Source organism: Pinirhizobacter sp. (genome assembly GCF_035317885.1).
Taxonomy (GTDB): Bacteria; Pseudomonadota; Gammaproteobacteria; order Xanthomonadales; family Rhodanobacteraceae; genus Pinirhizobacter.
Genome location: NZ_DATHFX010000444.1, coordinates 1 through 5,422, shown reverse-complemented (window position 1 = coordinate 5,422; position 5,422 = coordinate 1). Strand labels below are relative to the sequence as shown.

General features: G+C 64.9%; 5 protein-coding genes. 3 read left to right on the top strand and 2 right to left on the bottom strand.

The genetic code is table 11. From position 1 onward, the window contains the following. Positions 1 to 283 precede the first annotated feature (283 nt). From VK519_RS14660 to VK519_RS14650, 3 genes are all read left to right on the top strand, one after another. Positions 284 to 1,213, top strand: coding sequence for a nucleoside hydrolase (locus VK519_RS14660; protein ID WP_324350955.1), 930 nt, complete (start codon positions 284 to 286; stop codon positions 1,211 to 1,213). 121 nt (positions 1,214 to 1,334) lie between these two features. Further along, positions 1,335 to 1,592, top strand: a complete 258-nt coding sequence (locus VK519_RS14655) for a type B 50S ribosomal protein L31 (RefSeq protein WP_324350953.1) — start codon at positions 1,335 to 1,337, stop codon at positions 1,590 to 1,592. Between the two features lie 248 nt (positions 1,593 to 1,840). Then, positions 1,841 to 3,133, top strand: a complete 1,293-nt coding sequence (locus VK519_RS14650; RefSeq protein ID WP_324350951.1) for a citrate synthase — start codon at positions 1,841 to 1,843, stop codon at positions 3,131 to 3,133. 56 nt (positions 3,134 to 3,189) lie between these two features. Here VK519_RS14650 and VK519_RS14645 read toward each other — a convergent pair whose 3' ends face one another. Continuing rightward, complete coding sequence (locus VK519_RS14645) at positions 3,190 to 5,010, bottom strand: DUF3300 domain-containing protein (protein ID WP_324350949.1); 1,821 nt, start codon at positions 5,008 to 5,010, stop codon at positions 3,190 to 3,192. A 99-nt stretch (positions 5,011 to 5,109) separates the two neighbouring features. After that, positions 5,110 to 5,422: alpha-ketoglutarate-dependent dioxygenase AlkB (locus tag VK519_RS14640; RefSeq protein ID WP_324350947.1), on the bottom strand; the 313-nt coding region annotated here is incomplete at its 5' end.

Sequence of the window (5,422 nt, the reverse complement as noted above, 5' to 3'; positions counted from 1 at the left end):
ACCACGGCAGACCGGTCAGTTGCAGTTCCGCATTGCCGACCTTGCGCGTGATGCGGACATGTTGCCCACCGTGCACGAGGTGGGCGAGCAATTGCTTGAAAAGCATCCGGAGCTCGCCGAGCGACTGGTCACCCGTTGGGTGGGCGACGCGGCGCGCTACGTCCACGCCTGACAAAGCGTTTTGACGGGTGGTTGGGGGTCGGAGTGAATACTCCGACCCCGTTTCGACCCCGCTGACGCCCTGGGTTATCCTTCGCGGTCTTTCCCCGTGCTGGGACGCCCGATGACTAAGCCGCAGCTCCTGATCGACACTGACCCTGGCGTGGATGACGCCCTGGCGATCCTCATGGCCCATGCGCACGCTAATGTCGCGGCGCTCACCGTCGCCGCGGGCAATGTGGGCCTTGCGCACACGGTGCGCAACGCCTGCCGGCTGGTGGACGTGGTCAAGTCGGCCACTCCCGTGTTTCCCGGATGTGCGACCCCGTTGGTGCGCATGCCCGAGGAAGACGCCGCCTTCGTCCACGGCAAGGATGGCTTCGGCGATGTCGGTTATCCCGGGCCCGTCACGAGGCCAAGGGACGAACATGCGGCGCTGGCCTTGTTGCGGCTGACCCGCGAACGTCCGGGTGAACTCACCTTGGTAGCCCTTGGCCCGCTCACCAACCTCGCCCTGGCGCTAAGACTGGACCCGACCCTGCCTGAAAGGGTCAAGCGCCTGGTGATCATGGGCGGCGCCGTCACCGGCCATGGCAACACCGGCAGGGTGCCGGCCGAATTCAATATCGGCTTCGACCCGGAGGCCGCCCAGGTGGTGTTCGAATCCTTCGGGATGTTCGACCTGGTCGATTGGGAAGCCACCGTGCGGCACGCCTTCGACGACACTCTGCTCGACGCCTGGCTTGCCGCCGGCGATGCCCGGGCGGAGCTCTTCGGCAAGATCTTCCAGGTGGCCCGGGCTTTCAATGCGCGCCACGAGCGCCGGGGCTTCATCGCCGCCGACGCGCTGGCCATGGCCGTGGCACTGGATCCGGCCATCATTACCCGGGCGGAAACCCGCCACGTCGCCATCGAACTGGACGGGCGCCTGACCCGAGGGGCGACCGTGGTCGACTGGCAGCGCCGGCTCGGCCATGCCCCCAATGCCCGGATCGTGCTGGACGTGGACTCCGAGCGCTTCGGGGCCATGATCGCCCGGGCGCTGGGGGCCTGAAGCGCAGCCGGGGTCAGAGTATTCACTGTGACCCCCAATGTCCGTCACTGGCCCCAAGTTGCGGCGGTCCGGGTGCGACGCTACAATACCCGTCTTTTCGCCCCGCATTCGAGTCAATACCATGAAGCAAGACGCCCATCCCAAGTACCACTCGGTCGTTTTCCAGGACCTCTCCTCGGATTTCTCGTTCCTTACCCGTTCCACGATGTCCGCCAAGGAAACCGTGAAGTGGGAAGACGGCAACGAATACCCGCTGATCAAGGTTGATATCTCCAGCCATTCGCACCCGTTCTACACGGGTAAGCAGAAGACGCTCGACGTCGGCGGCCGCGTGGACAAGTTCCGCCAGCGCCTGGCTGCTGCCGGCAAGAAGAGCTAAAACACCACGCGCCGCCTGCGGGGCGGCGGACATGGTGTACCGACACGGGGCGGGCCCACGGGCCCGCCCCGTGTTTTTTTGCGGCTGTCCAGCCCATGCGCCAACGCATGTTCCCGGGGTCGATATGCGATAATGCCCCGATGCATTGCCCCCGGGCATGCTTGGCCGCCCCTCCCCAGGCGGCTTCCCACATACCAATACCGGTAGCGGGGCCTTGGCTTCGTTCCCGGCGAACCAAGGAGCACGCCGTGTCCGACGCCAAGATCGTCAACCTCGTCGATGAGTCCAACAAGCGCTCAAGCCAGCTACCCCTGGTGGGCGGTACGCTCGGGCCTGACTGCATCGACATCGCCACGCTGTACAAGGACACCGGTCACTTCACCTACGACCCAGGCTACGGCAGCACCGCCAGCACCAAGAGCGCCATCACCTACATTGATGGCGACGCCGGAATCTTGCTCTATCGCGGCTACCCGATCGAGCAGCTGGCAGAGAAGTCTAACTTCCTGGAAACGTCCTACCTGCTGCTCAACGGCGAATTGCCGAACAAACAGCAGTTCTCCAGCTTCGAGCACGACATCACGCATCACACGATGATGCACGAGTCCCTGAAGGACTTCTTCAAGGGCTTCCACCACGATGCGCACCCGATGGCCATCCTGGCCGCGTCCGTCGCCTCGCTGTCGGCCTTCTACCACGACGACCTCAACGTCGACGATCCGGCGGACCGCAAGCTCGCCGCCGTTCGCCTGATCGCCAAGATGCCGACCATCGCGGCGGCATGCTTCCGCTATTCGGTGGGTTGGCCGCTGCGCTATCCGCGCAACAACCTCGAGTACGTCGAGCGCTTCCTGCACATGATGTTCGAAGTGCCCAGCGAGCCGCTGGAATTGAATCCGGTGGCCGCCAAGGCGCTGGACCTGCTCTTTATCCTGCACGCCGACCACGAGCAGAATGCTTCCACCTCCACGGTCCGCCTGGTCGGTTCCACCGGGGCCAATCCCTACGCATCGATCGCCGCCGGCATCACCGCGCTGTGGGGCCCGGCCCACGGCGGCGCCAACGAGGCGGTGCTCAAGCAGCTCAACGAGATCGGCTCGCCCGACAACGTCGAGACCGCCGTCAAGCGCGCCAAGGACAAGAACGACAGCTTCCGCCTGATGGGCTTCGGCCACCGCGTGTACAAGAATTTCGACCCGCGCGCCAAGATCATCCGCGAGATGTGCCACAAGGTGCTCAACGAGCTCGGTGTCAACGATCCGCTGCTCGACGTCGCCCTGAAGCTGGAGGAAGCGGCGCTCAAGGACGACTACTTCGTCGAGCGCAAGCTGTACCCGAACGTCGATTTCTATTCCGGCCTGATCTACAAGGCGCTGGGCATCCCCACGGAGATGTTCACCGTGATGTTCGCCATCGCGCGCACATCCGGCTGGATCGCCCACTGGATCGAGCAGCACGAAACCCCGGGCTCGCGCATCGGCCGTCCGCGCCAGATATACATTGGCGCCGACACCCGCGATTACCCGTCGGGCAAGCGCTAAGCTTCACCGCCACACGCTGCAAAAAGAAACCCGCTCAAGGCGGGTTTCTTTTTGCGTCAGTGATTATCTTTCTTCTTGTCGTCATGCGGCTGCGGGCGGCCGCCACCACCGCGCGGGGCTTCGCGATGCTGTTCCGGTCGCGGTGCGGCGTGTTGTTCCATATGGGGCTGCTGCATGTGCGGCTGCTGGACGTTAGGCCGGGGCGACTGGTGTTGTTCGAAGCTCGGCCGTGACGGGGCGGCGGTCTCCGGCCGGGCAGCGTGATGCATTGCCTGTTCCGGCCGTGGCTGGAAGCCCTGGCCACCGGGCTGCGCATGCGGTGTCGGATCCACGTGTCGGGGCTGGGACTGCGGACGATTGGTGAAGCGCTGCTGTGGCGACGCATGGGGCGTTGGTGCGATGCCGTTGCCGGGGGTGCGTGGCTGTTGACCGGCTACATTGGCCGGTTGCCCGAAGCTACGGTCGCGGTGCGAGTCTTGCATCGTGTTGCGAATGGGATTGGCGGCACCGGTCTGCGGTGGTGCATGTCCCTGGGCGACGTTCGGTTGGCCCGGCCGTCCGCGGTCCGCCGGCTGCGCATGTTGCTGCAGCATCTGCGGGGTGAAGTTCGGACGCTGCATATGGGCGATGTCGGGACGGCCGTTGGGCGTGCCGGGGCGATTGGCAGGGCCCTGGGCACCTGGGCGATGGTTCGCGTCGGGGTTGGGCAAGCCTGGCCGCGCACCTGCCTGCGGTGCAAAGCGGTTGGCCTGGCCGTTGTGATCCTGGCGGCCGCGATTGTCGATCGTGTTATTGATGTTGCGGTTGATGGTGACATTGTTGACGCGGTTGTTGATCACCGTGCGGCGGGTGACATAGGTGTGGTTGTTGTAGACCACGGCCGGGCGCGGTCCACGATAACCTCCGCCTGGTCCGGGGCCGCCATGGCGGCCGCCCCAGTTCACGTTCCAGGCGTGCCAGCCGTAATCGCGGCGATCATGGTGATGGTCGAAGGCGCTTGCGATCAGCACGCCGGCGGTGAAGGCGATGGCGCCGGTGGCGATGATCTCGCCGGTGGTGAAGCGCGGCGCCGGACGCCAGGCATAGCCCGGGTAAACGTAGTCGGTTTCGCCGTACACCAAGGCGGGGTCGTAGCTGGGCACGTACACCACGTCCTCCTCCGCAGGTTCGATCACGATGGTCTGCGGCGGCGCCTCGATAATGGTGGTGCTGCTTTCCTCATAGACCGTACCGTCGTCGGCGTACTCCGGCGGCTGATAACTGGAGCTGTCGACCACCTCCACCTTCTGCTGCGGCGTGGTCTTCAAGTTGCCTTTCGCCTGCGCGCGCTGGCGCATCACCTGGATGGCGTTGAGCACATCGTTGGGATCGTTTGCATAGGCCTGGCCGAGCGAAGTGGTCCAGTCGATGTTGCGGGCCAACTGGTCGAGCACGGCGGGGAAGGCGGTCAGTGCCTTGACGCTCGGATCCCACGGCTGCTGGCTCGCTTCATCCTGCAGGGCATCAGGCTTCTCGCCGTTGTGTTCGGCCATCCAGGAATTGGCCGAACTCACCTGGTCGGGATAGGTGGATGCGGCAAGTGTCTGCGCCACGAGCTTGTCGGGGAACAAGGCTATGGGTGATACGAGCTGGTAGAGCTGCTCGGCGGAGGGTTGCCCGCCTTGGTCCTGCCCGCCTTGGTCCGGCGCCCCCTGGTCTTGGGCGGCGTTGTCCTGGGCCGGCGGTGGCTGCACGGCTGGCGTCGATGCCGCGAGGCTCGCCTGGGGATCGGTCGCGGCCATGGCGTTGTCGCTATCGGAATGACATGCCGAAACGGCGGCAATGGCCGCGTAGAGAGCGGTCCAGCGAAGGAAACCCAGCCGACTTGCCTTGCCCATTGAAGTTACTCCCACCCTGGTATGCATGTGTGACCAAGCTTGATGGCAAGAAAGTGACTGCACGCTTGCTCAGGTTATGGCGGCCCGGCCGGCGTTTGGTCAGCCTTCAGCCTTCCAGCGTGCCGCACGGAAGGTGATGTTGAAGCGATATTCCCCGGTAAGGGGATGCGATGCTTCCTTCAAAGGCAGGACGCCGTGGTAGGCCAGGCGCGAAGGGCCGCCCCAGACCACCACGTCACCGTGTACCAGCGGCACCCGTTGCTTGGGTCCGGCACGTTCGGTGCTCCCGAACTGGAAGGTGGCCGGCACACCAAGGGAAACCGACACGATGGGCTGGGTGCCGTCGCGCTCGTCACGGTCCTGGTGCATGGTCAGGCGACTACCGGGTGCGTAGCGGTTGACCAGGCATGCG

Bases quoted from the DNA above. Each gene is read 5' to 3' on its own strand.
- VK519_RS14645 (WP_324350949.1), bottom strand. From the start codon at position 5,010: ATGGGCAAGGCAAGTCGGCTGGGTTTCCTTCGCTGGACCGCTCTCTAC.
- VK519_RS14660 (WP_324350955.1), top strand. From the start codon at position 284: ATGACTAAGCCGCAGCTCCTGATCGACACTGACCCTGGCGTGGATGAC.
- VK519_RS14655 (WP_324350953.1), top strand. From the start codon at position 1,335: ATGAAGCAAGACGCCCATCCCAAGTACCACTCGGTCGTTTTCCAGGAC.